This window comes from Moorena bouillonii PNG (assembly GCF_001942495.1).
Taxonomy (GTDB): domain Bacteria; phylum Cyanobacteriota; class Cyanobacteriia; order Cyanobacteriales; family Coleofasciculaceae; genus Moorena; species Moorena bouillonii.
In genome coordinates, this window is sequence record NZ_MKZS01000001.1 from 1,274,215 (window position 1) to 1,299,418 (window position 25,204).

The window sequence follows — 25,204 nt, forward strand, 5'->3', positions numbered from 1 at the left end:
TGTTGCTAGCACTATGGTGATTATCCACAATTGTTGAAATTTTCGATAGCAAACTCATTGAGCCAAACCAGTTAACTAGCGCTATAGTTAAAACGCGATTGGCCTAAGGCCAATCGCATAAGCGCGGAAGCTTTGCTTCATCGCGTAGCGTGACTTTCAGTCAATCGCACTATAATCCAAAATTGCTATAATTTCCGACAGTAAAGGATTTTCAGGCTTTGTTGCTCAACCAACACACTATTGGGATTATCCGAAATTGATCGAATTTTCGATAACTCAGCAAGTTGCTGTTGCTAGTGCTATCCCATGATTTTCCAAAATTGTTGGAAATTCCAACAATAACCGATTTTCACCCTTTGTTGCTGTTGCTAGCATTATCGTGATTATCCCAAATTGCTGGAATTTACGATAACTCAGCAAGTTGCTGTTGCTAGCGCGATCACATGATTTTCCAAAATTGTTGGAAATTCCAACAATAACCGATTTTCACCCAATGTTTATCCAGCTAGCGCGATCGCATGATTTCCCAAATTGCTGGAATTTCCGACAGTAACGGATTTTCACGCCTTGTTGATTCAGCTAGCTCTATCGTGATTATCCCCAATTGCTGGAATTTTCGATAACTAGCTCTATCGTGATTATCCCCAATTGCTGGAATTTACGATAACTCACGAAATTGCTCAAGCTAGCATTATCATGATTATCCCAAATTGCTGGAATTTTCGATAACTACCGTGCATTGATTAACCAACGCACTATCGTGATTATTCCAAATTGCTGAAATATCCAATAGTCAAGGATTTTCACGTTTTGTTGCTCAACCAACGTGCTATCGTGATTTCCCCAAATTGCTGGAAATTTCGATAACTCAGCAAGTTGCTGTTGCTAGCGCGATCACATGATTTCCCCAAATTGCTGGAATTTCCGACAATAACGGATTTTCACCCAATGTTTATCCAGCTAGCGCGATCGCATGATTTCCCCAAATTGCTGGAATTTCCGACAATAACGGATTTTCACCCAATGTTTATCCAGCTAGCGCGATCGCATTCTCTCCAAATTGCTCAAATCAGCAACAGTAGCTGGATTAAGCTGAAGGCACTTAACCTAGCGCTAGTCTTATACATTGCGATCGCATAAGCGCGGAAGCTTTGCTTCATCGCGTAGCGTGACTGCATGTCAATCGCGTTATTCCCGAAATTGCTGAAATTCTCGATAGTGACAGGATTCCCATGAAGCTAGTTAAGCTAGCGCTAGACTTATCCACCACCACTATAAATGCTGAAAATTGCTGCAATTTCCAACATTTCGCTCAACCCTTGCTACCACAAGACCTAGGGTTATACCAATTACTCTTAGGAGTACCAGTATTCGGTTCAGCTGTCAAGATAATTGTACCATCCTCGCCCACTGTCCAACCCTGAGCTTCCACTATTTTCTTCTTGGGACGAGCAGGAGTAGGAGTATTGGCAACACGACGTTTCCCTCTCATTGGTAAGTAACTGACATCAGGGGTAGGAGTAGAGGTAGCTTCTTCGATGTTCTCTTCTTCAGTATCAAGGGTAATCCAATCTACCAGTACAGACCGTTGAGTAATTGGGTCTAGGGGACTTGGGGGTAAGCCACCCCGTCCAGTAACAATGAATTCACCCAGTTCATCTACAGCTACTTTTCCACTCCTGGGACAGTTAGCAAGAATTAATGCTGAAGGGTCAACTAGTGATGTTGGTAAGATCTCAGGATCATTTAGTGGATTGATGCCCTCAAGGTTTATAGACCCATCGGTAGCACCTTGAAGAAGACCCAGAGCTGCTATTTCACTAATATTATTATTGAAAACTAAGGATCGGTCTATATTTTCAGATGAGTCAAGAAACGCACTTCTATCTTCAATTACGTTCAGATTGAATAAGCCCTGGAGGGTGATTTTGATGTCTCCACCCTGGCCTTTTTCAGCATTAGCAAATATATCGCTACCTTTGTCATCATTAGTTAAAGGCAGCGCTACTAATACTCCACCAGAAATCTCGATCTTTCCACCATTGGCATCACCTATAGCGCTAGCTAAAATTAGGCTATTGTTATCGAGTATGATCACTCCTGGTACCTTGATTTCGATAGTTCCTGTGGCTTCGTTGTTGGTGGTATTTTTTCCAGTAGCAGCTATAAGTTGGCCGTTGTCTAGGGTGAGTGACTCAGCCTTAATTTCCAGTTTGCCAGCTTCTCCTCGCTTGCTCTGCTTCACGTCACTATCTGGAAAACCACTATCTGTTAATGGGACACCGCTTACTGCTATTCGTGCTCCATCTTTGACAGTTAGCTCATCTGTTTTTATAGTCACATCTTGAGCAGTACCACCTTTGGTTGCTTGAGCGAATATTCCTGCGGGAGATTTAGACTTATTTGGTAGAGTTCCAGTTAACAATACTGAGTCTTTAGCTTTGACTTCCACATTTCCTGCGGTTCCTCTTTCGGTAGAAGCCGAAATTTCGCTGTTACTTACTGTCAAGGTGTCTAAATCTAATTTGATATCACCACCACGAAAGTCAGTTGTGCTTCGAGCATTCAAAACTGCACCATCTGATAGACGCAAGCTCGGTGTTGTAATCTGAATAAGCCCTCCCTCAGCCTTGGCTCCGTTTCGAGTTTGGGTGAATATGCCACTTTCTTCGGTTTTTATTTCTTTTTTTTCTTTTTTTTCTCCAATCCCAGAAATTTCTACAAAATCTTTGGCATCGACTGTAATATCACCTGCTTTAATTTTGCCTTGAGTAAAAGCTTCTAATCTTCCTCCATCTTTGAGAGATAGAGAGCGAGCTTTAATGGTAATATTACCAGCATCTTCTTCTCGGGTTTGATTGTTTCCCGCATCCTTAGTTACCTGAGTTCTGATTCCGCTATCAAAGCCTATAATCTCAATCTTATCCTTAACCGTTATCTGGATCTTTCCCGGATTTCCAACATTCTTAATTTTACTTTTAGGTTTATTTTTCTTAGTCTCAGTCGTGATAAAGCTCGTATTACTTAAGGAAAGTGAGCCAGCGTCAATGATTATGTCGTTACCATCGCCTGTAGCGCCCTGTTGAGATTTCGCTTCAATTTTGGCTCGATCTTCCATGATGAAGTCTCCTTCAACTATGATGGTGATGTCTCCCGCTTTTCCAGCTCCTGATGTATTAGCAGTTATACCACTAGAGCCTGATCTATTTGGTCCAATCATCGTCAGTGACCCCACACGGATGTCTATCGGACCACCGTTACCTTTAGTGTTTGGGTCGGTCTTAGCCGTAATTTGGACTTGACCTCTCTTAGATTCAGGATCGCTCGGATTGCGAGCATCAACCAATAGGGACTTAGCTGTGATCTCAATGCCCCCGCTCGATCCTATAGATTTTTTTTTAGCGACATTCTCAATTTTGCTTTTGAATCTGACTTCAACTGCTCCCCCAGCCAAGATGGTAATTCTACCTCCATCTGCTGCCCCTCCATTAAATATCTGAAGTCGGCTATTATCGTTGAGGATAACATTGCCCAAGGCATTTAATAAGACATCTCCGGGACGGCCTTTTTTATCATTTTCATCTACGTTTTTGTCTTCAACTTGTTCTGTTCTAATGGTGCCTTTATTTTTGAGTTCTACATCACCACTCACATTGATGGTAATGCTGCCGCTATCACCATCTCCCTTTGTTCTTGTCGAAATCCCTGGTGTTTCTTTCTTCGATTCCACCATCAGGGAGCCAGCAGTAATTTGAATACTTCCCCCTGTGCCACCTTCAGTATCAGTTAAGGTAAAGATTCCATGCTGGTTTCCGTCACGAGAAGCAATTATGGAAACTGAGTCATCAGCGGTGATGATAATATCACCTCCTTTCTGACCATTGACCTTAGTCATGGTGAAGATTCCCTGCTCTTTTCGAGCCGTCTCTACTGTCACCGAGCCAGTGTCGATGGTAATTTTTCCACTTTCTCCACCTTCTTTCTGTGTTCTAGTAAAGATTCCCTGGCGCTCTGTTCTAGCAGTAGACTTAATCAATACTGAGTTATCAGCGCTTATACTAATATCACCGCTTTTCCTACCATTCCTCTCAGTCTTGGTAAAAATCCCTCGGTCTTTCTTCTTTTCGGTGTTTTCTACTTCCAAAGAATCAGCAATAATCCTAATGTCGCCACCATCAACATCGCTATCTTTAGCTACGGAAGTTTCTATAGCGCTATCCTTAATAACAACATCCGCTTTCTTGACGCCATCGGGAAATTCTAAACCCAGCTTGTCACCCTCTTGAGTCAAAGCTACTTCTCCTGGTGCGCCCAATCCCGCTAATAGAATATTCCCACCTTGATTGGTGCTAATCTTACTATCTTTTTTACTATCTTTCTTGCTAACCTCAATATCACCACCAAGCAACAATAGGTTATCAACCGCTAGCTTTTCCAACTTAGCTTGACTGGTAATCTTACCCGGAATTTGATTAAAGAAGAATACATTAGGATTAACCGTCAGCAATGGCGATGGCGGCTCTGGATTAGAGGCACTAAACACTCCTCGATTGCCAAACCCAATCCCATCAGCAGTGGTGCCTACAAAAGAACCGGATACATCCAGCTTCGCCTTATCCCCAAAGAAAATCCCATTGGGATTAATCAAGAACAAATTCGCTCCACCATCGACACCCAAGGTGCCAAGAATATTAGAGGGATTAGCACCAGTTACCCGAGACAGAATATTTTCAATCCCAGCTGGATTAGCAAAATAAACCCTTTGTCCTTCTGAGACATTAAACTCTAGGAAACTGTGGAACAAATTGATATCCCGGATTGCTCCTCCTTTAATTAGATCAACAATTTTCCCATTTACCTCACCAGAGCCCAGGTCTAGCTGTGACGTTTCTCCCTGGGGCAAAGTAGCATCAGGAGTAATCTGAGCATTAGCTTGGCCAGCTAGGAATGCGATCGCTCCACTAATGGCTAAGCATAGCGCTAATCCAAACTGAGTGTTATAGCGTTTCAACACATCTAATGCCATGGGATTCGTCTCCTGAGCCTGGGGAGGGGGTAGTTTATTTAAGCTATCAGCTATCACCTATGAGCGATTAGCGCTACATCACAGGCTAGAAGCCTGTGCCACGCACGCTACTTGAGGTGCTATCAGCTATCAGCTTGCCAATTGACGCACGCTACGTGGGGTTTATTTTAAGCTGACGGCTGATTGCTGACCTTTGATTAATAGTGGCTTGAGGCCGTTATTGTTACTAGCAATACTAATTATTACTGCCGGAAATAATAACAGAAATTATTATACCTATACTTCCTAGTGAGTGATGTAAATTTTTGTTAAATAATGTTAGCCAGGGCTACAGAGATGGGTAATGGCTCGAAGAGATAGGCAACGGATATAGGGAACCGTGTAGAAATTGTCAGAATTTTTGTTATCTCCGGATTCCCGATTCCCGATTCCCGATTCCCGATTCCCGATTCCCGATTCCCTTTGCTATACACAGTTTGCTTTTGTAATAAAATGTAAATAAAATTAAAAACTATTTATACAATAATCTGGCTAAGGACTTGATAAAAGATGGAAAATGTGTTAAGCAACAAAGAAGCCAATGGGGTTTCTAATCCTGGTGTGTCCTATAGCCAGGAAGATTGGGCAAGAGGTTATGAGTCCCAACGCCATGAAGAGGATTATTGGATTGATCAAGTAGAAGGGGAAATCCCTAAGGAGTTGCAAGGGACTTGGTTACGGAATGGTCCTGGTTTGCTGGATATTAATGGTTACCGGGTGCATCATCCATTTGATGGGGATGGGATGATTTGTGCGATCGCATTTGATCACGGTCGAGCCCATTTTCGCAATCGCTTTGTGCGCACAGAGGGCTTCTTAGCGGAACAAAAAGCGGGGAAACCGGTATATCGAGGAGTGTTTGGCACTCAGAAGCCTGGGGGTTGGTTAGCGAATCTATTTGATGTCCAACTTAAAAATATTGCGAATACCAATGTAATCTACTGGGGTGGCAAACTCTTAGCTTTATGGGAAGCTGCTAAACCTTACAGTCTAGACCCCCATACTCTTGAAACCTTGGGTGAAGATAACTTGGATGGAGTGTTATTAGGGGGTGAATCCTTTGCTGCTCATCCTTGGATTGACCCTAGTAGTAAGCTTGATGGTGGTCAACCCTGTCTGGTGAATTTCGCGATTCAGCCAGGTCTGTCTAGCAAAATTACTATTTACGAATTGAACCTGACCGGTAAACTATTACGACGTCAGGCTTATAGTGTTCCTGGTTTTGCCTTTATCCACGATTTTGCGATTACCCCAAATTACTGTATTTTCTTCCAAAATCCTGTTAGCTATAATCCCTTTCCGTTCCTGTTGGGATACCGAGGAGCTGGTGAGTGTGTGGCATATCAGCCTGAACAACCGACCCGGATTATAGTGATTCCTCGTAAACAGAACACAGAGGAAGTCAAAATCCTAGAAACCCAATCGGGCTTTATTTTCCATCACGCTAATGCTTTTGAGGAAGATGGCAAGATTTATGTCGATTCTATTTGCTACGAGTCATTATCAGCAGTAGACGTAGGTAGTGATTTCCGGGAGGTTGATTTTGATGCGATCGCACCAGGACAACTCTGGCGCTTTACGTTGAACTTAACTGACAAAACCGTAGGGAGTAAGTTATTAGAAGAGCGCTGTTGCGAGTTTCCCATCATTCACCCTAATCATGTAGGAAATCCCTATCGCTACTTATTTATCGGAGCTGCTGATCGTCCCAGCGGTAATGCGCCATTACAAGGGATTCTAAAAATAGATATGGAAACAAAGACACAACAATTCTGGAGTGCTGCGCCAAAGGGTTTTGTAAATGAACCAATGTTTGTGCCACGACCCAATGCTGAACGAGAAGATGATGGTTGGGTATTGACCTTAGTATATGATGCTAGTCATCACCGGTCGGATCTAGTAATTTTAGATGGTTGTGATTTAACTAGTGGACCGGTAGCACGACTGCACTTGAAGCATCATATCCCTTACGGTTTACATGGTAGCTGGACTTCTGAGTTGTTGGGACTGGGGTTGAATCAGGTTGAAGGTTGAAGGTTTAAGAAGGTTGAAGGTTTAAGGTTTAAGGTTACAGGTTGAAGGTTACAGGTTGTTCGCGTAGCGTGGCCAAAAGGCCAAGGTTGAAGGTTACAGGTTGAGGGTTTAGACTTTAACAAGATAGGGGGAGTTTGAGGGGGCGAAATTCCCCCACCTGGCCGTAGGCCACGCTACGCGAACGTTCAGGTGGGGGATGGATAGCCCCTTCAAATACCAGAGATCTGTTTTCTGACCCAGCTCTCTATGTATTCTCCAACGCTTACCCCAGAGTCTTTAGCTGCTAGCTGCAACCATTTCCAAGTGCTGTCTGTAAGCCAAATTCCGTGTTGTCTTTTTAGTTCGTCATAATGAGCGGGTGCTCCCCTCATTCTTTTCTGAGGATTTTTCCTTTTTGTGCTTGACATTTATATTTATCATCAACTATACTAATAATATAGCAGGTAAAGAGCACGGAGTTAAAGGATGTGATTTAATTTATGGCGAATCTTAGGCAGACATTTCGTATTTATCCCAATCAAACAGCTAATTCAAAGATGTTTTATGCGAGAAAACTGCATCAGTTACTCTATAACGCTGGGATAGCCGATCGTCGCTATGAATGGAAGGCTAACAAAAAATCCATAGGATACTTTGATCAGCAGAATTGCTTGCCTGATTTCAAGAAGTGCTGGCCGGAGTACAAGGAGTTATACAGTACTTCTTTGCAGGCCACTCTTAAAAGAGTAGATTTGGCATATAATCGGTTCTTCCAAGGGTTGAGTGAAATTCCAAAGTATAAACCAATTCGGAAATACTCTGGATGGACTTATCCTAGTAAAGCTGGTTGGAAGGTTAACACTGACGGGAAGAATGGCACTTTGACGTTAAACGACCTTGGCATCACTATAAAGATGCGTGGTCAAACAAAATCTTGGGGAACTCCAACAACCTTAACTATTACTTACAAGCCTAGTGTTAATGCTTGGTATGCTTCAATAACTGTCAAAATAGAATCCCAAACAGCTAAATACGGATCAGGATCTGACTTGACGTATGAAAAAATCGTAGCTTATGACTTGGGAACTGAAACAGCAATTACAGCTTTCAATGGCAGAGAGTTTGAGGAGATAGCTAACCAGCGCTTTACGAAGACCTTAGAATCCAAGGTTAAAGCCGCTGGTAAGGAAAAGCGCAGCAAACAGGCTCCTAATTTCAAAAAAGGCATAAAAGCGTCTAAGCGTTGGAAGAAGGCGAACAAAAAAGAATCCAAATTAAAAAGAAAAGTTGGGTTAGCGCGCAAGGATTGGCAACACAAAGTTACGTCAGATTTATCTAGTCGTTATGACATCGGCGTAACTGAAAAGCTAAATACAAAAGGGATGACCCTAAAAGCTAAGAAAGGGTCAAAAAGGAAAAAACAAAAAGCTGGATTAAACAAGGCTATTTTGGATGTGGGATTCGGCACTCTTAATAAAATGCTGACCTACAAAATCGAACTCAAAGGCGGAATTGTCCTTCAACTACCGACTAGACAATTAAAACCATCTCAGCGTTGTCCAGAATGTGGGAAAGTTCACAAAAGTTGGGCTGAACTATCGAATAGATACCATGTCTGTGATGCTTGCGGCTTTGAGTTCGATAGAGACAAGACAAGCGCAATGGTAATGTTCAATGCAGCTAATGGAAAACAGCCGGGGTACGGGACTGACCTCGATAAACGTGGATTTTCTAGCTCTACCTCAAAGACTAGTAAGCACACTGGCTCGATGAGGCAACTAGGAAAGATGAAGCGTCAAAAATCACGTTCTAAGGACGGGTCTGCTGACACCCCGTCCTGGCCTACGGCCACGCCAAAGGCGAACGACCAGGACGGGGTAGTTCATATAGAAACGTTTAACCAAAATGGGGAGATAATTACGCTTTACTTATTGCTAAACTTATTAGTTATTAAACTTGTGGGGGAATTATAGGGTTGGAGCTTCATGATTAAACCTAAGCTAATCACAGCATTTTCCTCAGGGGTGCCGGATGAAATTCAGCGTTGTTATCACGACTTATAATCGCCTAGATCTACTCAAGCGCGCCATTGAAAGCGCACTTGCTCAGACATTTCCCTGTGAGATTGTTATCGTTGACAACGGTTCGTCTGATGGAACCGAAGATTATGTCCAAGAGCGCAGTGAAGCCTTGACACGTGCTGGTGAGCAGAGCCTGGTTTATCACCGAAATTCCGATAATAGGGGCCACTCGAAAGCGGTAAATAAAGGGGTAGAGCTGGCAACTGGTGATTGGATCAAGCTGTTGGATGATGATGACTACTTAGCCAGGAACTGCATTGAAGAAATGGCTAATGCGATCGCATTACATCCGAAAGCCGTGATTTGCTCTTGCCAATCGGCTCAAGTAGATACCTTAGGAGCAGAACTAAGTGTAACACGGCAAGTAGGTTCACCGCAAAGGTTATATATAGCCCAAGAAGACATTCATTATGGAATGCTTCTAGAAATGGTACCGTTTGGGACCCCAGCGCAAGTGGCGTTTTCCCGTGATGGTTTTCTGAGTTCCGGTGGTTGGGATTCTAGCTTAGATACCAACTTTGATGATATTGATTCCTGGATTCAAATCGCTCAGTTTGGGGATGCTATATTTATCAATAAGTGTTTAGCTTACCGGACGATTTGGTCTGGTGCTTATAATCATAAGTTTTCGTTCCAGAAACGTCTTAAAACCCATATTTCCATTAAGGAAAAAATCTATGCACTAGTCAGTGAAAAATACCAAGGTCAACTCCCCTTACTCTGGGAGCTGGTAGCTTATTTGAGATTACATTGGGGTTTAGTAGCCCTTAAACGAGGTAAGTTGATCAGTGCTGCCAAGTTATTGTTTCCTGAGTGTTTTTCACCGATTGCTTTTTCACCAATTGCTTGGAAGTTGCTGTTACTTAGAAATACTCTAGGGTGCCATATTAAATTGTACCACAAGTTACCCCTTTAATTGGCAATTTTAATCATTTAACCATTTTAATTAACACAAAGTAATTAATTAGTCAATTAAAAATTGAAAATTGAAAATTGGCTAGTAACCAATTAGTTAGTAACCAATTAGTTAGTAACCAATTAACCAATTAACAATTAAAAATTAACAATTAACGTAAGCTATCAGCTATCAGCTCTCAGCTCTCAGGTTTTGAATAAAACAAGTAAGCATTGGTTTAATCGTTAGTTACGTCAGCACCTCAAGTAGCGTGAGCCTTGGCCATTCGCGAATGGCTGACGGCTGTTCGCGTAGCGTGGCCTTTGGCCAACGGCTGACCGCTGAATGCTTACCAATTAAAGATTATCAATTTGTTTGCGAAGGTCTTCCAACTCTTTGTCAACGGGTGAATCTGAGGAAGTCGATTTTTTCTCCTCTGAAGCTGGTAAAGCTTCTTGAGATACAGAACCACCAGCCAACTGAGCTTTCATCGTGGCCAACTCATCATCAACATCATTACCTTCCAAGAGTCTAAATTGACTTTCCAAGTCAGCACCACCCAGCTCATGGGCAGCTTCAGAACGAGCCTCCATTTCCAAGACTTTCTGTTCCATACGCTCAAAGGCGGCTAGGGAGCCACTAGTATTAATAGACCCCATGGTTTGTTGTAACTTTTCATTCGCCTTAGCCGCCTGAGCTCGTGCTTTGAGCATATTCTTTTTGGTTTTGGCTTCGGAAATTTTGCCTTCGAGAGCCACCAGATTACGCTTAAGAGTATTGACCTGATTAGTTTGCTGATCCAACTGAGTTTTGAGGGTAGCAGCAGTATCAGAATTGGTCTTCTTACGCACCAGAGCCTCACGAGCCAGGTTTTCATCCCCTTTGCTCAGAGCCAGCTGAGCTCTTTTCTGCCAGTTGTTAGCTTCTGTTTGGTTTTTGTTGTATTGCTGCTCTGTGCGTTTTTGTTCAGCAATTGACCTGGCAACTGCTTGACGCAATTGAACCAGATCCTCTTGCATATCAACAATAGCTTGATCCAGAATCTTTTCTGGATCCTCAGCCTTGCTAACCATATCGTTCAGATTAGCTCTGACCACTCTGCTCAGGCGATCAAATAATCCCATAACACTGTTTATCCTCTAGGAGTGTACATTGTAGTTAGAAAACTGGCTTGCTGGTGCGTAAGCCTAGTTAAGTTGTCTTGAGGGACAAGCAATTGTTGCTGTCGAGTCTCAAGTCTGGTTGGGTAGCTGAAAAATTCGCGGGCTTGACCCATACCCTAGCCATTAAGACAGGGAGCCTTTGATCCAGTGTAAAAACTTCTTGGGAAAAAGTGCTAGACAACAAGCTAAGGTTTGAACTCTCTCGCGGCTGAACCATGGGGGATTCTAAGGGATTGCTGTTGGAGGGGTTAAAAATTGGGTTCCAGAGGCGCTTATGATATACTATAATAGTTCCATATTGCAGAAAACGTCTTTATCTTATCGAAGAGGGGAGTTTGAGGACACTACTTACTTTTTCCAAGTATTTATCGGATTTTTCCGGATTTTTCGGTTATTCTGCCTGAGTTGAGGGTAATTGAGGAGTGTTGGTTCCTTGAATTAGATTAGCTTTCATGGCGGCTAACTCAGCTTCTACATCATGGTTAACTTCAAGAGCGGCAAATTTCTGATCCAGTTGATTGCTACCTAACTCAGCCATTGCCTCAGACCGGGCTTCAAGCTCCATTACCTTATCTTCCATCTTTTCAAAAGCCCTCAAGGCACTACTGGTACCTACATTAGCGAGCATCTCATTAATTTTCATGGATGCCTTAGCTGATTGAGCCCGAGCAATATACAAGTTCTTTTTAGTTTTCGCCTCTGAGATTTTCTGTTCTAGGGTACGCAGCTCTTCCTTGAGCTTGGACACAAGCTCAGCTTGCTGGGAAAGCTGAGCGTTCATGGTTGTGACGGTCACCTGATGAGATTTCCGCCGTGTCAGGGCATCCCGTGCCAAGTTGTCGTCTCCTGCTGACAAGGCTAACTGAGCGCGACGGTACCATTGCTCAGCAGCCGCTTGAGCCTGAGAGGCTTGTCGTTCGGTGCGTTTTTGGGTAGCGATCGCTTGAGCTACAGCCTGACGCATGTGAATCAAATCCTGCTGCATATCATCGACAGCCTGTTCCAGGATTTTCTCAGGATCTTCAGCTTGGCTAATCAGACTATTAAGGCTAGCACGAATGATTCTCAACATACGATCTAATAATGCCATGGCAGGTTTCCATACATGATCAGGGCTTAGGGAATCTTTACTGATATTATTGAGATTGATAATCCTTAACACTTAAGTCAAGGACGATAAATCGAAGCAGAAATTCCCTGTTGCTGGAGTTTTTCTACCAAACCTTGTGCTTCATGTTCAAATTTGAACGCTCCCATCTGAATGCGGGTACCTTGAGATAATTTGCGCACATAGGCATCAGGAACAATTGTCCTAGCTTGCTGTAGGGAACGTTTACCATCGTAGTTGATCACCACATAGTAGAAAGGATCGGGCGCAGGTAAAGACTCCTCTACCACTGTTCTTAGAGATGCGGCTTGATTCTGGAGTGTTTCAGATATAGCTGGTTGAAGTAATCCTGACTGTGCCCGTCTTCCTGGGGGTACTAAAGAGCCTGAGCTTGTTGGTAATGATGACAGGGGAACCTTTTGGAGTGGTTGAACAGAAGGCAAAAGTACTGAAGATAAGGAAGACCCTTTAGGAGGCATCGGTCTAGTTACCACCTTAGGAGCTGATTCAACCACCTTTGGTATTGGGACATCTTTTGTATAAAAAGGTTTTTGCTGCGGTCCTGGAGTAGCTTCCACTTGAGAAAGGGTATGTAAGTTCAAGTCTACAAATTCCTCAGAAGCCAAATTAGGACCACCCTGTAGGGGAGAATTAGGAACCGACTCAGTCTGTTGTGGTTGATCTGGTTTAATTTCCTGGGGGGTTTTGGAGATCTTGGGAATGATGGAGCTAATCAGCTGGGACAGATCCAGATTACTTAACACCGAGGGATTGGAGAAGATATAGGGTAGGGTAGCGCTTAACAACAGCAAAAGTACCATGAAACCGACATTTAACGGAGTCAGCAGTTGGTAAGACACCTGCTTTTGGTTGTCAAATTTTTCTTCATCTTCTGCCAGACTCTGTAGTAGTTTTTCTGATGATTCGAGATAATCTTCTGGCTGGGTTTGGTTAGCCCCTAACTTGATCAAACTACCTGATTTTTCAGGCAATTTTTCAGGAGGCTTAAGTTGCTCCGTAGCCTCTTTCTGAATACCTAAGCTAGCACTTTCACCATGATTATACTGGGAGGCAACTGGTGGCTGAGTAGGTTTCGGGGACTGTGATAACAGGGAATCTAGGGATTCAGTCTGCTCAACCAATGGCTCTTGTGGTTGTTTGAGAGAAGTTGTCCCCTTGGCTGTTAGGTTTGGCAGTGGAATGGTTGATGGCTGCTTTAGTTGAGGGATGGTCTTGTTTGTCTGCGATGGTGAGGATTTCTGTTGTACCTCACCCACAGAAATTAACTCTAGGGGTTTACGCGCCCGGTTACGACCAAGACTACGGTTAGTCATGACTGGGCGTCCTACTCTTCGACGTCGGTAGCGCGCTAATTCTTCCTCTAGTTGTACATCAAGGCTACTCAGAGCAGCTTGTAAAACTGAGTTGAGGTTGTAGTTACCCGTCGAGCTAGGGGATGAATTAACTGAGGAGTTTTGGCTCATGGCGGACTAGATCGGTCGTTTGTGCTATAGAACAAGCAACAGGACTTACGCAGCCATTCTATCTCTAGGGTCACCCTACTAACTCTAAGCTAGTTTATCTAAGCTAGTTTATCTAAGCTAGTTTATCTAAGCTAGTTTATTTAAGCTAGTTTGTAGCCTAGTGTGGCACAGGCTTCTAGCCTGTGACGTCAGTCCTGAAGCCATCAAAACTATTGTGAAATCAATTAATTATAGTAAGGCGATATGCTTAAATCACTCAATCAGATCTTAGATAGGATTACAAATCAGCCGGAGTGGGAAGGTATACAACGCTTGTCATACCTAATTAAGTCTTGGTCTGAAATAGTAGGAGTGAACATAGCTAATCATACCAGACCCTATGCTATCTCTAGGGATATCTTATATGTGGCTACCTCTAGCTCTGTTTGGGCACAAGAACTAAAATTTAAGCGCCGGATGTTGTTGAAACGGCTTAATGCTAGTTGGTCTGAACCCCTAGTTGACATCCACTTTTCTCCAGCTCAGTGGCGGAAAACACAAGTTTTGGGCAATGGCTATTCACAATCTGAGTTGACCCCAAACCATAGACATCCTAGCACCATCTTGCCAATGTCTTCATCACTGGTTTCTGAGGAATTGGAGTACAGAGAAAACAGAGAAAGTAGTGAAGCCACTGACACAACTACTGACACAACTACTGACACAACTACTGACACAACTACTGACACAACTCTGGCCAATAGGCTACGCTACGCGAACAGACCCGAAGCAGCGTTTAAACATTGGGCAAAGATGATGCAGATGCGATCGCAAAATTTACCACTTTGTCCTCAGTGTCAGTGTCCGACTCCACCAGGAGAACTTCAGCGTTGGGATGTCTGTGGTCTTTGTGCTATTAAGCAATGGCAAATTTAGACCAAGGCTTTAGAAGGGAGAAGGGAGTAGGGAGAAGGGAGTCGGGAGTCGGGAGTCGGGAGTCGGGAGTAACGAGTAACGAGTAACGAGTAACGAGTAACGAGTAGGCAGTAGGTAGGGGGGTGTGGGGCGCTCACAGGGGTAGGTTTTTTACATTAAGGTCAAACATGGGGCGACCCAGAGGGAGAGGAAAAGCAAAACAACGAAGAAATGATGCAGCGCCTTAATGCGGGGGAAACCCCCTGTTCCCTTGCTCCATCGCTTTCTTATCCCCCACACCCCACACCCCACACCCCACACCCCACACCTGACGTCAAAGTAAAAAACCTACCCTTATCAGGATGGGGAGATGGGGGAGATTTGATATCCAGATAATATTACTATTGTCACGCTTTGGTAATGGGTAAGGTAATTATGATTACTTTGGTACCATTACCCATTACCAAAAATAATACCAATGGTTCAAAGTATAACTACACAGAGATTCCTAAGGCTATGAGACATAATTGTTATTTTTATGTCCTCTTATTTTTTTAATTCTTAAGTGTAGAATCAATTTAGCTTGCTAAGATGTAAGCATTCAGCTATCAGCTATCAGCTATCAGTTATCAGCATTCAGCTATCAGCTATCAGCATTCAGCTATCAGCATTCAGCTATCAGTTATCAGCTATCAGTTATCAGTTATCAGCTATTAGCTATCAGCTATTAGCTATCAGCTATTAGCTTATGGTTAGGTCACAGGCTAGAAGCCTGTGCCACGGTACTGTTCGCGCAGCACCTCAAGTAGCGCAATCGGTGCTTTTGAATAAAATAAGCTGACCGCTGACCACTGAGCACTGAGCACTGAGCACTGAGCACTGACCGCTGACCGCTGTTCGCGTAGCGTGCGCGTAGCGCATATGCTTACTTGTATTGAAAATTTTCTGCATAATGGTTGCTGCTTCGCCCGATAAGTATATAGATACTTAAAAATCAGCTATTAGCACTCAGCATTCAGCAGGTAGTGCCTTAGCTGAATGCTTACAGTTTAACTAGCAAGTAAGTTCAATCAATTATCTAGGAGTAATTTTACGATGTCAGACATGAACAATCCAGAAGAAAATTCCCAAGCAGTTCCCTTCTTTGCCCGCTACTTGGAGGGACAATTTCTTGAAGACTTATCTAAGGAAGAAATGGAAGCTGTAAAAGGGGGTAGTCAATTTCCTATTCGCAGTGTTACCAGAAAGTACCCATCTGATCGGGAAGATTGGTTGCCTGTAACCCTGAAGTTCCCCTCTGATCGCGAAGAGGGTGGCGGTGGTCCAATTGTGACTCTGAAGTACCCATCGGATAATGATGAAATATAGCAATCCGTGTAATATTTGTGAGACGGAGGATATGTGGAAGATGGGGAAGAATATACCCAGAACATAACTTATTTATTTTAGGTTTAAATTTACTTTATTGATGAGTAATTAGTCATTGGTATTTGGGGAAGTAACACCCAGATTTATGGTAGTACTATGAACTAATTAAACGGTTGCTACAACTACCAAAAATTGGTAAGTCTAAGTTCCCTATTTACTGTCCCATTTTACTACAATTAATCTTTAGAACACTTTTTTAGAGTTCAGATTACTAATCTCCAATGACCAATTACCAATGACTTGTGAAAATTTTCGCCAATTTGGCGTTACAGCTAGGGAGGCATGGCTTTTAATAGATTTATAGGGAAATAGTTGTGTCTATTCATGTATTCATAGTTAGGAACATGAGTTAGCCACATCCTATCTCCTATTTCCCCACATCTTATTTATCCACTAGGAGTTTAAAGCCATGTCTAATATGGACAAACCAGAAGAAAATTCCCAAGCAGTTCCCTTTTTTGCCCGCTACCTAGAAGGGCAATGGTGCGAAGAGCTATCTGAAGAGGAAATGGATGATGTTAGAGGCGGTCGCGGATTTGCGATGACAGAGAAGTTCCCCTCTGATTTTGAAGATGGTGCCGGATGCTTTACCCGCAAGTATCCCTCAGATCACGAAGAGGGTGGTGGTGGTCCAGCCTTGACTAAGAAGTATCCCTCAGATCACGAAGAGGGTGGCGGTGGTCCAATTGCGATGACCCGGAAGTACCCATCGGATCAAGAAGATGGTGGCGGTGGTCCAATTGTGACCCTGAAGTTCCCTTCTGATGACGAAGATGTTCACCAGAAATAATATCGTGTCTGGTTGACTATAGCGTTATTTATAACTGCTATAACACAATTAATAAAGGTCAAGAATTCGATGCAGCAGGTAATTACAGCAAAGCTGAAGTTGAACTGCACACCGGAGCAAAAAGAAAAGCTTCGTGCAGTTACTTTAGCCTATCGTGATGCCTTAAACTATACATCGAAATTGGCCTTTGAAAACGGCAAAATTTCCTATGCGGCTAAGTTACAAAAGCAGGTTTACTACGACATTCGATAACGCTTTAGGTTACCAGCCCAAATGGCATGTAACGTACCTCGACAGGTAGCTGCAATCTATAAAAATCTCTGGATGAAAGTAGAGCGTAATGCTACTCACTTAAAATCTGGCATTACCAACAAGCGTTACAAAGGGTTAGACACCCCTCCTAAATTCATAGCTCGAACCTGTACGTTTAGTTACAAGCGTGACTACTCGTTTGTTAAAGGTAAAGCTAGCCTAGTTACCTTAGAAGGTCGCATAAAAGTTGACTACTCCGGATATAAAAAACACTTAGACTTGATTCATTCAGGTATAGCCAAAATAGGTGCAGCAATAATTTGCTATGCTGAAAAAACCAAGACTTACTATTTACTAGTAAGCTTAGAGTTGGAGCTACCCGAACTTAAACCTGAAGCGATTAAACGTGTTGTTGGTGTGGATGTAGGTCAGCGCTATCTAGCCGTAACCTTTGATACGAATAAAACAGCTGGTTTCTTTTCTGGCAAGTCAGTAATTCATAGAGCTAATCGTTACTATAAAACGAAACAAACTCTACAGCGAAAAGGCACTCGTTCGGCTACCAGACGGTTGATAGTCTTGTCAAAACGAGAGAGACGGTTTAACGCTGATATTAATCACTGTATTGCCAAACGTGTCGTGATTTTTGGCTCATTGATTGGTCTAGAAAATATTACCCATAATCCTGATCAAATTAAGCTAATACAACTAGGCCATGAACCATCTATAAAACTGTGTAAACCCCATATAAATAAAAGGATTTGGGAGTTTACTAAGTTACATGACTTCATTGACTATAAAGCTGTTTTGGGTGGCGCTTTAGCGATTAGAGTTGATGCTGATTTTACCTCCCAGTCATGTCCCCGTTGTGGTCACACCAGTAAAGCCAATCGACCTAATCAGGGCTTAGATTTTGATTGCATGGCTTGTGGATACAAACTACATGCTGATTTAGTCGGAGCCAAGAATATCGCACTGAGAACGCTCCTCTTGAGGCAAGACTTTGAGAGGACGGGGCGACTTTCAACCGTCCCTGATGTGTCCCAGGATGAAACCAAAACTCTAGACTGAGGGGATTGCCAAAGGCTATACCTATCTCGGTACTTAGATTGGAGGTGGACTGTAGACACAATCCCTTTGCCAACACCAGGTGTACTCGATGAGAGTACTCGATCAGGCAGGGGTAGTTGAAATAATTACCGATACTATTTCTCCCTTTGCGTCAACTGAGCTTTTAAAACCCGCGATCAGCCCTCAGCGATTAGCTTTGGGCTGAGTGTTATCTATTTAACCGTTATTTATTCGTTATCATTTAGGTATATGAACCGATCTCGTGATCTAATTGTCTTGATCACTCACAGTGGTGATTATTTCACTATTGATAGAGTCGCCGAAGCCCTATCAAAACGAGGAGCTAAACCCTTTCGCTTTGATACCGATCAATTTCCCAGTAAGGTGCAACTAGCAGCCGGGATCACTAGCGAAGGACTTAGTTACCAGTTAGACTATAATGGAAACTCCATTAAAACCGAAGACGTGCAGGGGGTATGGATGCGCCGACTCTGGCATCCACAAGTCAGCCCAGATTTAGCTCCCCAATTCCAAGACGCTTGCGTTAGGGAATCATTAGCAACCATTGATGGTTTCTTAGATAATCTCAACCATGCTCGTTGGGTAGATAAGTTAGAACGAATCCGAGAAGCAGAAAACAAACCACGTCAACTCAGAATTGCTAATGAAGTTGGTCTGCTCGTTCCCCGCACTCTGGTCACGAATAATCCAGATCGGATGCGGGGTTTTTTCGGGGAGGTTGAAGGAAAGATGGTGGCTAAGTTGCTTACTCCTCTTTCTTACGGTATGGAAGCTTCTTCTTTTTTCCTATATACCAGCGTTGTGAAAGAAGAAGACCTCCAAGAGGCAGAAATGTTGCGCTATAGTCCGATGGTATTCCAAGAGGAAATTCCTAAACAGCGGGAGTTGCGAATAGCATTCGTGGCGGGAAATCTATATGTAGGAGCTCTCGATGCTTATCGGTATTCTGCAACAACGATGGATTGGCGCTCTGCTAAACCAGAAGACTGTCCTTGGGAACCTGATCAATTGCCCAGTGAAGTTGCCCATGGCCTGAATGCTTTGATGGCAAGGTTAGGACTAACCTATGGCGCTATTGATATGATTGTCACCCCAGACGGTGAGTATGTCTTCCTAGAAGTTAACCCCACTGGCGAATGGGGCATGCTAGAGCGAGATTTGGGTTACCCCATTTCTGATGCGATCGCAGATGCCTTATTGTCTGACGTTGCTAATTAAGGCAAAAGGCAAAAGGCAAGAGGCAAGAGGCAAGAGGCAAGAGGCAAGAGGCAAGAGGCAAGAGGCAAGAGGCAAGAGGCAAGAGGCAAGAGGCAAGAGGCAAGAGGCAAGAGGCAAAAGGCAAAAGGCAAAAGGCAAAAGGCAAGAGGCAAAAGGCAATAATAAAGATGTTTTTAAGGCAATAATATCTCCCCTTATTAAGGATATATAGTCAAAAAATACTGTACATCATAAGTGCTATCAACGCTATAAAATAAAAAAAATTACTATAAATCATGATTTATTTATGTTTGGAATTACCTAGTTTAATCTATCATAAATTAGATGTTGAATACTGCAATATATAACTAATTTATTTTTTTTGATTGTAGGGTATTAATTAGGAATAATTAACTTGGGAAATTTGTGATTTTTACTTTTGGAGCGATACTTAACAATTTTATTCTCCCGACTCCCGACTCCCTATTCCCTATTCCCTATTCCCTACTCCCTACTCCCTACTCCCTATTCCCTATTCCCTTTATTATTAACAATGACAGTTTTAATTATTACCCATAGCCAAGACAACGAAAGCATTCCCCTAGTGGTAAAAGCCATTCAAGAAAAAGGGGGGAAAGCCTTTCGATTTGATACTGACCGATTTCCCACGGAAGTCCAACTAGATATTTACTACGGTAAGAATACAGATGGTAAGAATAAAGAAAGACTAATCCTGAAGTCTGAGGAAGAAAAGCTAGATTTGCAGGATGTCTCAGCAGTTTGGTATCGGCGCATTGCCATGGGTGCAAGAATTCCGAGCACCATGGATCCGCAAATGCGGCAAGCCTCTGTACAAGAATCTCGTGTAACTATCCAAGGTATGATTGCCAGTATTGATGGCTTCCACTTGGATCGGGGCTCTGTGATTGAGCAAGCTAAGAATAAGCAGTTACAGCTAAAAGTAGCACGGGAACTCGGGATAGATACTCCCCTTAACCTGACCACTAATAATCCAGCCGCAGTGGTGGAATTTGCCAAAGAATGTGAGTCTGGCATAATTACCAAAATGCTTTCATCCTTTGCCATCTATGATCAGCAGGGACAGGAGCAAGTAGTGTTTACCAATCCTGTCAAACCAGAGGATTTGCACAACTTGGATGGATTAAGGTTCTGTCCAATGACGTTTCAGGAACATCTCCCTAAGACCCTAGAGTTACGAACCACAATTGTCGGAAAGCAAGTGTTTACTGCTTCGATAGACTCTCAACAGTTTCCAGGTGCTCGTTATGACTGGCGGCGACGGGGCGTTGATTCCCTAAACGCTTGGCAGCCCTATCAGCTGCCCCAAGATCTGGAAGAAAAGTTGCTGAAGCTAATGGATTACTTTGGCTTGAACTATGGCGCGATTGATATTATTCTAACTCCCGATGGTCGCCATGTATTTCTTGAGGTCAATCCAGTGGGAGAATTCTTCTGGCTTGAGCTTTGCCCTGGCTTACCAATTTCCCAGGCTATTGCTGATGTTTTGCTGAACTTAGTGCCACGGCGTTCTTAGTATAGCAAAGGGAGCAGGCAATAGGGAGAATATAGCGCTACGGGCAAGGCAATTCCTGTGTTCACCCAGATACAAACGCTATCTATCATAGTAACATAGGTAAAATAGTTTGTTTATAGTCTGGGTTTAACTTCAGGATAATATGAGCATGAAAAAGCAATTATTTTATCTAATTAAAATAACATCTACTAGTTTAATTACTTGCGCTTTAGGTCTAGAAATTTGGTATATTTATTTACGGCTAACCCATGGCTATCTACCAAGTAACCTCTATTATGTATTGTGGCTAGGAAGTATCGCTTTAATATCCCATTTCATTGAAGGTGTAATCGCTGCTTTTAAAGCTGACAGTTGTGATAAAAATCCTATAACCTATGGCATTTATACGTTTTTTGTGGGGTTTGTTGGATTGTGGGAATTATTGAATCCAAGTTCAGAAAGTTCTAGCTATAAATAAACCGTTGTACTGGATTATTTCCCGATATCAAGCAAAAAATGATTAGTGTAACTGACCAATTAGAATTGAGCGACCCTATTTTAGCAAGAGCCATATCCACAGGGCAAACGCATCTTAAGATTATGGTGTGGATGCACCTTAGCTGCATCATCCCATTTCTTCCTAACTAGGGCGCTCTAGCAGATGCGATCGCTAATAGTTCGCTTTTTCCCGACAGGTGGTGCTCGCGCCGCTAAGCTTGAGGCCGTTATAGGTAAAGATCGGACTATACTAGAATAGTCAATAGCTTTTAGAGAATCATGCTCCAAGAACTTGAAGCGGTATTTGATGGGACAGCTCTTCAACTGGAAGTGCCTTTAAACTTAGCTGCAGGTACAAGGGTACGGATTATTGTTGAAAGTGTTTTGTCTGATTAAGTAAGGCAACCTACAACATTCCTTCAAACTGCTCAGTGTTTAAAATTACATGGTGACCCAGATTGGTCAGACAAAATTGACCAATATTTGTATGGGGAAACTGTTTCTGAGAATGACTGAAGTTTTTTTAGATACTTCTTTTGCGATCGCATTATCTTCGGTCACCGATCATAATCATCAACGGGCTGTCAATCTTGCCAATCAAATTCAAACTAACAAAACTTGTTTGGTAATGTTGTAGTTATCAATTAGGCTTCTTATTTATTATTGAAAATTTATTATTGAAAATTTCAGGAAATTCCCCTTTCTGGTTAAACCATTTTGCTATTCAGCAACGCCAACCCAAAAGCTATAATTGCTTCAAATAGCTAATTGCCTAACACCTATGAGTCAGCAGCTAACTCTAGAAATCAGCGATGAAGTCTACGCCGACCTACAGCGTAAGGCCAATGCAGTAGGAATATCCATAACGGATTGGATAGTCGCCGTTCTCAGCAGACAAGACGGAACTGTTAGCACTACGATGCTGTCTCCAGAGCAGCAAGAGCAGGCACGACAGAAGTTCAAAAGCCATGCAGGTGCAGTCAGTCTAGGACACGCAACGGGTGTAGATAACCTAGAGATTGATGCTGACCTAGCCAGAGCTTATAGTGATGAGTATTAGAAGCGGAGTTATTTTGTGCTTCTAGACACATCAGGTTTGTTGTGCTATATCCATCGGGACGAACCACAGCATAAAAAGGCGGTGCAGTTAGTCGATGATGCGGGCAGTAAACTCTTGACTCATAGCCATGTCTTAGCTGAGTTGGTTGCTCTTGCACTGATCCGCCGGTTCCCTCGGGCTAAAGTTTTGGAGTTTGTGGTTGACTTGGTTGATAATCCAGACATTGAAACAGTCTGGGTTGATGAACAACTACACCGAGAAGCCATGCAGCTTTTAGCTGATCGGCAGGACAAGACCTATTCCTTGTGCGATGCGGTCAGTTTTATTCTGATGCGCCAACGTAGCATAACCGATGCATTAACCACAGATCGGCACTTTGAGCAAGAGGGATTTTTGACACTCCCCGCCCTGGAAGGACGGGGATTCTTGCTTCCACGGGGTGACTTGTTTAACCAGGCCGGAGCCAGGAAAAATAGAGGTCTCCTCTCCACAAGCGTATTTAGTCTTCGGACTTGGGTTCCGGTGTGCCCCACCGTACCTTTTCAAAATCTATGTCTTGATGCAAAGCGCGAGTGGGGGAAACCCCCATGACCGCGCTGCATCGCTTTAACTAGATACTTTTTTATCTAAATCTTTCATAAACATTTAAGTCGTTAGACCCAATTACGCAATATGTAAGCTCTACATATTTTTTACGTTGCCTACTTATGTTTAGACAGTATCTAGCTACACCAAAAGAAAGATTGATTATACTTTTATAGTAGCACACAAAGTGCCAACTTTCAATCCCATTGTCTCTTAGAATTGCCGTCGAACGAAGGACGGGGCGCGATTACCCAATTTTTTTGGTAAGACTATTGCCGCCAGCCAGCTAAAACTGCGTGGAATAGGCATGTTGGTGGAACAGGCATGTTGGTGGAACGGGCATCATGCCAGTTTCATTCCCGGGCGGGCAGGATGCGCACCCTACTCATATTCATCCGAAGATTCAGCAATGCCGGATTTTTTCCCGATTCCCGATTCCCGATTCCCTACTCCCTACTCCCTACTCCCTACTCCCTTCTTCTTAATACTCACCTACCGTCCCCGTAATTCTGTTTCTAGTTTGCCTAAATCCTCTTTCAAGAAAACCGTAAGTTGCCCAATGAAAGCCTTACCGCTATCATTTTGAGTTATTTCTATCCAATAGCCGTATTTTTCTCCTAACAAGAGTTGACCCTGCTCAGCTGACCACAGTGGTAGGTTTTTTCGTCGTGATAACTCTAAGATTTCTCGAGAGGGATAGGTGTATACAAACTGGGCGCTATTGTAATCTCGATAAATCTGTGGGCCATAGACAGTGCGTAGGGATTCCTCCAGGCGTTCGAGGGTTACCCCATTAACTTGGTCATGGATAGCAATGCGTTCACTGCGAATTGTACTCCGGTCTTTTGGATAAGAGATGCTACCAGGAGGCAAGACAGTGGCTTGAAAAGTAAATCGTTCCCCAGCTGTATCACTTTTGCGCACTACTAAGCCATCTCCAATACCAGGCCGTAGGGTGGGGTGACCGTTAATCCATGCAGCAACTTGATCAGTTCTCTGACCAGGCAGGGCATTAACCGGATTGCCAGTTAGTGCGAATATAATGCCCAGTGATAGAAATGATCCTATTTTTATGACATTCATAGCAGAGCACCTGTTAGCTGAGTTTTGGGTAAATCCTAGCATTTTTATACCCAAGCACAAAAACCCCGACTAGTCAGCTATCAGCTGATAACTAACAGCTAATAGCTAATAGCAACACCTAGAATTTTTATAGGACTTACGAAGTTTAGTTGGTTTTGCCCCCCTGCCCCCCAATTTTGGGCAGGGCTGTTTCAAACTTTAGTAAGTTAACGATTATTGGAGATAGGGGGATAGGGGGATAGGGGGATAGGGAAATCAACTAAAATTTCCCGAAAAATGCCCAAATTTAGTCATTAAAATCTGACGAATTAACCGCCTTCAATCAACTCAAATCACTAACAATTTGTTAACGGCCTTCGAGGAAGGTTAGATAAATTTGCCCAAAATCCCGAGTATTAGTCCAAAATTCTCCCCATCTCCCCATCTCCCCATCTCCCCATCTCCCCATCTATTTTTTGCGAGAATGAAACAGCCCTACCAATTTTGGGGGGTAATGATGTCAAAGTCCCCCAGAATTGATACCGCTGGCCAAATTAATATTTGTTTACACATAGGTCAACCGGTCGGCGCAAGAGCAGCAAAACGAGAACATCGGGTAGCTGCAAATGGAACTCCCTGGCACCAATTAACCAAACGCACAATATTCATGGCAGAAGCTGTGATGATGTGCTGCAAGTGGGTTTTAGTCAAACCGATATAGCGACATCGACGTAAGCCAAACGCTTTAATGCCCTGAGCTAAGGTACCTTCAATACCTGCACGCTGAGCATAGCGATGCTGGAAAGCCTCTGTTGTTTGGGTCTGACGAGCCTGTTGCAGGGCATTATGTTGGCGTTGAGGACGCAGGGTAATGGTGCGCCCTTGCTTTTTGGTACGAGTACACAAGGGACGATGGGGACAGAGCTTACAAGTGGAGCTAGCAAAGCCTACTTTAATGATGTCATGACCACGACGGTCAGAACCAGGCTTCCAACTCATACAG

General features: G+C 43.2%; 25 protein-coding genes and 1 pseudogene. 18 read left to right on the plus strand and 8 right to left on the minus strand.

The window, feature by feature from the left end; translation table 11 throughout:
• Positions 1–948: 948 nt before the first annotated feature.
• Positions 949–1,140 (plus strand): hypothetical protein, encoded by a 192-nt coding sequence (locus BJP37_RS05215; protein ID WP_075897035.1) that lies wholly within the window; start codon positions 949–951, stop codon positions 1,138–1,140.
• 172 nt (positions 1,141–1,312) lie between these two features.
• Here BJP37_RS05215 and BJP37_RS05220 read toward each other — a convergent pair whose 3' ends face one another.
• The gene (locus BJP37_RS05220) at positions 1,313–5,026 is read right to left on the minus strand and encodes a filamentous hemagglutinin N-terminal domain-containing protein (RefSeq protein ID WP_075897037.1); all 3,714 of its coding nucleotides are present in this window, start codon (positions 5,024–5,026) and stop codon (positions 1,313–1,315) included.
• Between the two features lie 549 nt (positions 5,027–5,575).
• On the opposite strand from BJP37_RS05220, the gene BJP37_RS05225 reads away from it, so the two are divergent.
• Positions 5,576–7,099: a carotenoid oxygenase family protein gene (locus BJP37_RS05225; protein WP_075897039.1), complete on the plus strand. Its 1,524-nt coding sequence runs from the start codon at positions 5,576–5,578 to the stop codon at positions 7,097–7,099.
• On the opposite strand, the gene BJP37_RS40770 is transcribed toward BJP37_RS05225, so the two are convergent.
• Positions 7,084–7,221, minus strand: coding sequence for a hypothetical protein (locus tag BJP37_RS40770; protein ID WP_198953963.1), 138 nt, complete (start codon positions 7,219–7,221; stop codon positions 7,084–7,086). The two genes, BJP37_RS05225 and BJP37_RS40770, sit on opposite strands and share 16 nt — an antisense overlap.
• 357 nt (positions 7,222–7,578) lie before the next feature.
• Between BJP37_RS40770 and BJP37_RS05235 the strand changes: the two genes are divergently transcribed.
• Positions 7,579–9,051, plus strand: a complete 1,473-nt coding sequence (locus BJP37_RS05235; protein WP_269086949.1) for an RNA-guided endonuclease InsQ/TnpB family protein — start codon at positions 7,579–7,581, stop codon at positions 9,049–9,051.
• Positions 9,052–9,109: 58 nt separating this feature from the next.
• Positions 9,110–10,075, plus strand: coding sequence for a glycosyltransferase family 2 protein (locus BJP37_RS05240; protein WP_075897043.1), 966 nt, complete (start codon positions 9,110–9,112; stop codon positions 10,073–10,075).
• A gap of 335 nt (positions 10,076–10,410) precedes the next feature.
• Here the strand turns inward: BJP37_RS05240 and BJP37_RS05245 are convergent, their stop codons facing one another.
• The 3 genes from BJP37_RS05245 to BJP37_RS05255 all read right to left on the minus strand — a co-directional run bounded on the left by BJP37_RS05245 (position 10,411) and on the right by BJP37_RS05255 (position 13,809).
• Positions 10,411–11,178 (minus strand): PspA/IM30 family protein, encoded by a 768-nt coding sequence (locus tag BJP37_RS05245; protein WP_070392366.1) that lies wholly within the window; start codon positions 11,176–11,178, stop codon positions 10,411–10,413.
• Between the two features lie 430 nt (positions 11,179–11,608).
• Positions 11,609–12,307 carry a PspA/IM30 family protein gene (locus BJP37_RS05250; RefSeq protein WP_075897045.1) on the minus strand — a complete coding sequence of 233 codons (699 nt, stop codon included), beginning with the start codon at positions 12,305–12,307 and terminating at the stop codon, positions 11,609–11,611.
• 77 nt (positions 12,308–12,384) lie between these two features.
• The gene (locus BJP37_RS05255) at positions 12,385–13,809 is read right to left on the minus strand and encodes an SPOR domain-containing protein (protein WP_075897047.1); all 1,425 of its coding nucleotides are present in this window, start codon (positions 13,807–13,809) and stop codon (positions 12,385–12,387) included.
• Positions 13,810–14,052: 243 nt separating this feature from the next.
• Between BJP37_RS05255 and BJP37_RS34215 the strand changes: the two genes are divergently transcribed.
• Positions 14,053–14,724, plus strand: a complete 672-nt coding sequence (locus tag BJP37_RS34215) for a DciA family protein (protein ID WP_081431079.1) — start codon at positions 14,053–14,055, stop codon at positions 14,722–14,724.
• Here BJP37_RS34215 and BJP37_RS38540 read toward each other — a convergent pair.
• Entirely contained in the window at positions 14,721–14,861 is a 141-nt protein-coding gene (locus BJP37_RS38540; RefSeq protein WP_158069434.1) for a hypothetical protein, read from the minus strand. The two genes, BJP37_RS34215 and BJP37_RS38540, sit on opposite strands and share 4 nt — an antisense overlap.
• A gap of 425 nt (positions 14,862–15,286) precedes the next feature.
• Between BJP37_RS38540 and BJP37_RS38550 the strand changes: the two genes are divergently transcribed.
• The 13 genes and pseudogenes from BJP37_RS38550 to BJP37_RS38560 all read left to right on the plus strand — a co-directional run bounded on the left by BJP37_RS38550 (position 15,287) and on the right by BJP37_RS38560 (position 23,624).
• The gene (locus BJP37_RS38550) at positions 15,287–15,448 is read left to right on the plus strand and encodes a hypothetical protein (RefSeq protein ID WP_158069436.1); all 162 of its coding nucleotides are present in this window, start codon (positions 15,287–15,289) and stop codon (positions 15,446–15,448) included.
• 350 nt (positions 15,449–15,798) lie between these two features.
• A complete protein-coding gene (locus tag BJP37_RS05275; protein WP_075897049.1) occupies positions 15,799–16,071 on the plus strand; it encodes a microviridin/marinostatin family tricyclic proteinase inhibitor in 273 nt (90 codons plus the stop codon).
• Between the two features lie 469 nt (positions 16,072–16,540).
• A complete protein-coding gene (locus tag BJP37_RS05280) occupies positions 16,541–16,921 on the plus strand; it encodes a microviridin/marinostatin family tricyclic proteinase inhibitor (RefSeq protein WP_075897051.1) in 381 nt (126 codons plus the stop codon).
• A gap of 69 nt (positions 16,922–16,990) precedes the next feature.
• Entirely contained in the window at positions 16,991–17,173 is a 183-nt protein-coding gene (locus BJP37_RS42170) for a hypothetical protein (protein WP_229415206.1), read from the plus strand.
• A gap of 21 nt (positions 17,174–17,194) precedes the next feature.
• Positions 17,195–18,244 carry an RNA-guided endonuclease InsQ/TnpB family protein gene (locus tag BJP37_RS05285; protein WP_229415207.1) on the plus strand — a complete coding sequence of 350 codons (1,050 nt, stop codon included), beginning with the start codon at positions 17,195–17,197 and terminating at the stop codon, positions 18,242–18,244.
• A 249-nt stretch (positions 18,245–18,493) separates the two neighbouring features.
• Positions 18,494–19,483 (plus strand): MvdC family ATP-grasp ribosomal peptide maturase, encoded by a 990-nt coding sequence (locus tag BJP37_RS05290; RefSeq protein WP_075897053.1) that lies wholly within the window; start codon positions 18,494–18,496, stop codon positions 19,481–19,483.
• Positions 19,455–19,694 carry a hypothetical protein gene (locus BJP37_RS38555; protein WP_158069437.1) on the plus strand — a complete coding sequence of 80 codons (240 nt, stop codon included), beginning with the start codon at positions 19,455–19,457 and terminating at the stop codon, positions 19,692–19,694. Before BJP37_RS05290 ends, BJP37_RS38555 begins: the two co-directional genes overlap by 29 nt.
• 321 nt (positions 19,695–20,015) lie before the next feature.
• Positions 20,016–21,017 carry an MvdD family ATP-grasp ribosomal peptide maturase gene (locus BJP37_RS05295; protein WP_075905777.1) on the plus strand — a complete coding sequence of 334 codons (1,002 nt, stop codon included), beginning with the start codon at positions 20,016–20,018 and terminating at the stop codon, positions 21,015–21,017.
• Positions 21,018–21,165: 148 nt separating this feature from the next.
• Positions 21,166–21,474, plus strand: coding sequence for a hypothetical protein (locus BJP37_RS05300; RefSeq protein WP_075897055.1), 309 nt, complete (start codon positions 21,166–21,168; stop codon positions 21,472–21,474).
• A gap of 528 nt (positions 21,475–22,002) precedes the next feature.
• Positions 22,003–22,131, plus strand: a complete 129-nt coding sequence (locus tag BJP37_RS43280) for a hypothetical protein (protein WP_269086950.1) — start codon at positions 22,003–22,005, stop codon at positions 22,129–22,131.
• Between the two features lie 144 nt (positions 22,132–22,275).
• A complete protein-coding gene (locus BJP37_RS05310; RefSeq protein WP_075897057.1) occupies positions 22,276–22,554 on the plus strand; it encodes a hypothetical protein in 279 nt (92 codons plus the stop codon).
• Positions 22,555–22,569: 15 nt separating this feature from the next.
• A pseudogene (locus BJP37_RS05315) lies at positions 22,570–22,947 on the plus strand (type II toxin-antitoxin system VapC family toxin); the annotation flags it as partial.
• A gap of 536 nt (positions 22,948–23,483) precedes the next feature.
• Complete coding sequence (locus tag BJP37_RS38560) at positions 23,484–23,624, plus strand: hypothetical protein (protein WP_158069438.1); 141 nt, start codon at positions 23,484–23,486, stop codon at positions 23,622–23,624.
• A gap of 7 nt (positions 23,625–23,631) precedes the next feature.
• Here BJP37_RS38560 and BJP37_RS05320 read toward each other — a convergent pair whose 3' ends face one another.
• On the minus strand, positions 23,632–24,222 hold the full coding sequence (locus tag BJP37_RS05320) for a hypothetical protein (protein WP_075905779.1): 591 nt from the start codon (positions 24,220–24,222) through the stop codon (positions 23,632–23,634).
• Positions 24,223–24,777: 555 nt separating this feature from the next.
• Positions 24,778–25,204 (minus strand): transposase (locus tag BJP37_RS05325; RefSeq protein WP_158069439.1); only part of this gene is annotated, 427 nt, incomplete at its 5' end.

What these genes read in the sequence shown, in the direction of transcription:
- BJP37_RS05215 (WP_075897035.1), top strand. Translation starts at nt 949, where the DNA reads ATGTTTATCCAGCTAGCGCGATCGCATGATTTCCCCAAATTGCTGGAA.
- BJP37_RS05220 (WP_075897037.1), bottom strand. Translation starts at nt 5,026, where the DNA reads ATGGCATTAGATGTGTTGAAACGCTATAACACTCAGTTTGGATTAGCG.
- BJP37_RS05225 (WP_075897039.1), top strand. Translation starts at nt 5,576, where the DNA reads ATGGAAAATGTGTTAAGCAACAAAGAAGCCAATGGGGTTTCTAATCCT.
- BJP37_RS05235 (WP_269086949.1), top strand. Translation starts at nt 7,579, where the DNA reads ATGGCGAATCTTAGGCAGACATTTCGTATTTATCCCAATCAAACAGCT.
- BJP37_RS05240 (WP_075897043.1), top strand. Translation starts at nt 9,110, where the DNA reads ATGAAATTCAGCGTTGTTATCACGACTTATAATCGCCTAGATCTACTC.
- BJP37_RS05245 (WP_070392366.1), bottom strand. Translation starts at nt 11,178, where the DNA reads ATGGGATTATTTGATCGCCTGAGCAGAGTGGTCAGAGCTAATCTGAAC.
- BJP37_RS05250 (WP_075897045.1), bottom strand. Translation starts at nt 12,307, where the DNA reads ATGGCATTATTAGATCGTATGTTGAGAATCATTCGTGCTAGCCTTAAT.
- BJP37_RS05255 (WP_075897047.1), bottom strand. Translation starts at nt 13,809, where the DNA reads ATGAGCCAAAACTCCTCAGTTAATTCATCCCCTAGCTCGACGGGTAAC.
- BJP37_RS34215 (WP_081431079.1), top strand. Translation starts at nt 14,053, where the DNA reads ATGCTTAAATCACTCAATCAGATCTTAGATAGGATTACAAATCAGCCG.
- BJP37_RS05275 (WP_075897049.1), top strand. Translation starts at nt 15,799, where the DNA reads ATGTCAGACATGAACAATCCAGAAGAAAATTCCCAAGCAGTTCCCTTC.
- BJP37_RS05280 (WP_075897051.1), top strand. Translation starts at nt 16,541, where the DNA reads ATGTCTAATATGGACAAACCAGAAGAAAATTCCCAAGCAGTTCCCTTT.
- BJP37_RS42170 (WP_229415206.1), top strand. Translation starts at nt 16,991, where the DNA reads ATGCAGCAGGTAATTACAGCAAAGCTGAAGTTGAACTGCACACCGGAG.
- BJP37_RS05285 (WP_229415207.1), top strand. Translation starts at nt 17,195, where the DNA reads ATGGCATGTAACGTACCTCGACAGGTAGCTGCAATCTATAAAAATCTC.
- BJP37_RS05290 (WP_075897053.1), top strand. Translation starts at nt 18,494, where the DNA reads ATGAACCGATCTCGTGATCTAATTGTCTTGATCACTCACAGTGGTGAT.
- BJP37_RS38555 (WP_158069437.1), top strand. Translation starts at nt 19,455, where the DNA reads ATGCCTTATTGTCTGACGTTGCTAATTAAGGCAAAAGGCAAAAGGCAA.
- BJP37_RS05295 (WP_075905777.1), top strand. Translation starts at nt 20,016, where the DNA reads ATGACAGTTTTAATTATTACCCATAGCCAAGACAACGAAAGCATTCCC.
- BJP37_RS05300 (WP_075897055.1), top strand. Translation starts at nt 21,166, where the DNA reads ATGAAAAAGCAATTATTTTATCTAATTAAAATAACATCTACTAGTTTA.
- BJP37_RS43280 (WP_269086950.1), top strand. Translation starts at nt 22,003, where the DNA reads ATGACTGAAGTTTTTTTAGATACTTCTTTTGCGATCGCATTATCTTCG.
- BJP37_RS05310 (WP_075897057.1), top strand. Translation starts at nt 22,276, where the DNA reads ATGAGTCAGCAGCTAACTCTAGAAATCAGCGATGAAGTCTACGCCGAC.
- BJP37_RS38560 (WP_158069438.1), top strand. Translation starts at nt 23,484, where the DNA reads ATGCCAGTTTCATTCCCGGGCGGGCAGGATGCGCACCCTACTCATATT.
- BJP37_RS05320 (WP_075905779.1), bottom strand. Translation starts at nt 24,222, where the DNA reads ATGAATGTCATAAAAATAGGATCATTTCTATCACTGGGCATTATATTC.